The 2715-nt window shown below is 27.6% G+C and carries 2 protein-coding genes; one reads left to right on the forward strand and one right to left on the reverse strand.

Going from position 1 to position 2715, the window contains the following annotated elements:
- Nucleotides 1-136: 136 nt before the first annotated feature.
- Nucleotides 137-1867, reverse strand: a complete 1731-nt coding sequence (locus tag BUB36_RS18665; RefSeq protein WP_073153799.1) for a methyl-accepting chemotaxis protein — start codon at nt 1865-1867, stop codon at nt 137-139.
- A 263-nt stretch (nt 1868-2130) separates the two neighbouring features.
- Here BUB36_RS18665 and BUB36_RS18670 point away from each other — a divergent pair, with 263 nt between their 5' ends.
- Entirely contained in the window at nt 2131-2529 is a 399-nt protein-coding gene (locus BUB36_RS18670; RefSeq protein WP_073153801.1) for a hypothetical protein, read from the forward strand.
- Nucleotides 2530-2715 lie beyond the last annotated feature (186 nt).

The following is a 2715-nucleotide window of genomic DNA, read 5'->3' on the forward strand; positions in this document are numbered from 1 at the left end:
CAAAAGTAAAATGCTATATTTTAGCTATCAAAAGTATTTTTTTATAAAAATACTTCAAATTTTATAATGTAGAGAATTAGCCGAATTATCAATTTCCAAATTTAGTTATTCAACAACCTAATTTAAATTTCTATAATTACACAACTTTAAATCTAGCTGTTTGTTGTTTTAAAAGTATAGCTATATTATTTAACTCTTCCATACTTGCACCAATCTCCTCTAATGAGCTCATTTGCTCTTCTAATACTGCATTAACCTGCTGTACCCCATTTGCATTATTAATTGTGTTTTTTGAAATGTCATCTACTGCAGTTTTCATATGTAAAGAAATCTCATTTTGCTTTATAGATAGATTCGATATCCTTTCAATTTGTTGTGTTATGTTTTGTATAGCTGTTAGAATGTCTTTAAATTGGCTGTTTACTTCTATACCTTTCTGGACAGTTATATTAACAAGGAATTCTCCTTCTCTCATGGTTGTATCTGCCTTTTCTATTTTTTCTTGAATCTGATCGATTAATAATTTAATCCTTTGAGTAGATTCTTTACTATCCTCAGCTAATTTTCTAACTTCATCAGCAACTATTGCAAATCCTTTTCCATGTTCTCCAGCTCTTGCTGCTTCAATAGCCGCATTTAAAGCTAGTAAGTTTGTTTGTTCTGCTATATTAGTAATAAAAATAATAATATCTCCTATTTCTCCTGAACAAGTCTTCAATTCACCAATAATTTTTTTAGTATTTTCTGAAGAATTCTTTACCTTATTTATTGATTCCACTGCTTCATTTATATTTTGTCCACCAAGTTCAGCAACTTCTAATATGCTCTTACTATTATTAAAGGCTTTCTGTGATTCTTGTGATATAATATGGGTGCTTTGGTTCATTTCATTAATATTTTCTGCCGATTTTTCCACAGCACTAGCATTATTTTGAAGGCCACAGGATATTTCACTAATTTCTCTACCTATGCTCTCTATACCTTTATTAGCTTGTTCCATTATTGTTGCTACCTGATTGGATGCCTCTGACAAGACCCGTGAATCCTTTGCAACAACAGAAACTAATTCCTTTATTTTCGTTATTAACCAATTCATTTTCTTAGATAATTCTCCTATTTCATCCTTGGTTTTTAGGTCTATATTTTGTGTTAAATCAATTACATTATCTTCATTTAATAAGATGTCATCTAATTTTTCAGTAACGTAAGTCATTTCTTTTGTTATTCCTCTAGTTATAATTAATGCGATTACAAAGGCTATTAAAACTGCTGCACCTAATATAGAGATAATACTATTTATATAAAGCCTACTTTTTTTCATAGCGCTATTATAAAAATTATCTGCTGTATTACTTGCTTTTTCAATTAACATGTTCATGCTACTATTAATAATTCCTACATAATATGTTCCTTTGCTTTTTTCTAAAAAAGCTGCTTCATCTATTTCCCCTTGTTCAATGAGTTTTATATATTCATCTCTAACTGGTTTCCATTCATTGTAAGTATTATAGACTTTATCAACAACTTCCTTATATCCTGAAGCTTTTTTTTGTGGAATATTATTATAAATTATTTGAAAATTTTCATGTACCAATTCATCATATTTTTTAATTTTCCTAACATAAGAGTCAATCTTAAGAGATTTTTCTAAGCTTATGTTCTTCATCTCATTTATGATCTTTAATATATTTATATGTGCTTCTTTAACAGCATTGATAACTGTAAATGGCTCTTCATACATATTGACTGTTAGGCTTTGAAGTTCATTCATACCATTTATGGCATATAAACTGACGAAACATGTTAATATAATAATTATTATAAATCCTAATATCATTTTTTTTGATATTTTTGTATTCTTTAGCATATAAACTCCCCCCTTAATATACTGGATTATATAACCCTTTTGTCTGAAGATAGATTTCTCTACTCCAAATACTACTTAATAAGTCTATCCGTCAGTAATATAATATTCTTTATAAGTTTCCATAATCCTCTTAATTCTTTCATTTTTTTCCTTAACTATGCTTTATAGTTCCTAAGTACTAATATTAAACGTCTTTTTTTTTTATGTAATATTATCAATATCTTTATGATATAATTTCTTTAAAAGAACTGGGGAGGATTATAATGAAACAGTGTTTAAAATGTAATAAATTAATCCCCGATGGTAGTATAAGGGACTATTGTGATATATGCTATGAAGTTTATGAAAAAATCTTCGATAAAATTAGAGAATATTTAAGAGAATACCCTCTTGCCACCGCCTTTGAGGTATCAGAATATACTGGAATTGATCATAAGATTATAAAGGATTTTGTTAGGGAAGGTAGGTTAATTGAATTAGAATCAGAAGAAGTAAATGTTAGCTGCAAACGCTGCGGTATATTAATATTATCTAAGTATCATGAATATTGTCCTAAATGTGAACGAACTATACTAAAAGAACTTAATGGACTAAAGGGTTATTTTGTTAAATCAGAAAATGCAAAAATGCATTATAAAAAACTATTTAATAAACATCCTTAACTTGGACTTAAGGATGTTTTTTTATTTATAGAACTTTTTCTACAAAAATTACTAATAGCAAAAATACTTTTTCCCACAAATTCTATTTATTATCACTAGTGTTGCATAAAAAATAAAAACAAAAGTCAAGGAAAAAAAACAGAAATTTAGGGATTTTTTTGCCAGATAAAATATGATAAGATAAGT

Origin of the sequence: Paramaledivibacter caminithermalis DSM 15212 (genome assembly GCF_900142245.1) — a bacterium.
GTDB classification, from domain to species: Bacteria; Bacillota; Clostridia; order Peptostreptococcales; family Caminicellaceae; genus Paramaledivibacter; species Paramaledivibacter caminithermalis.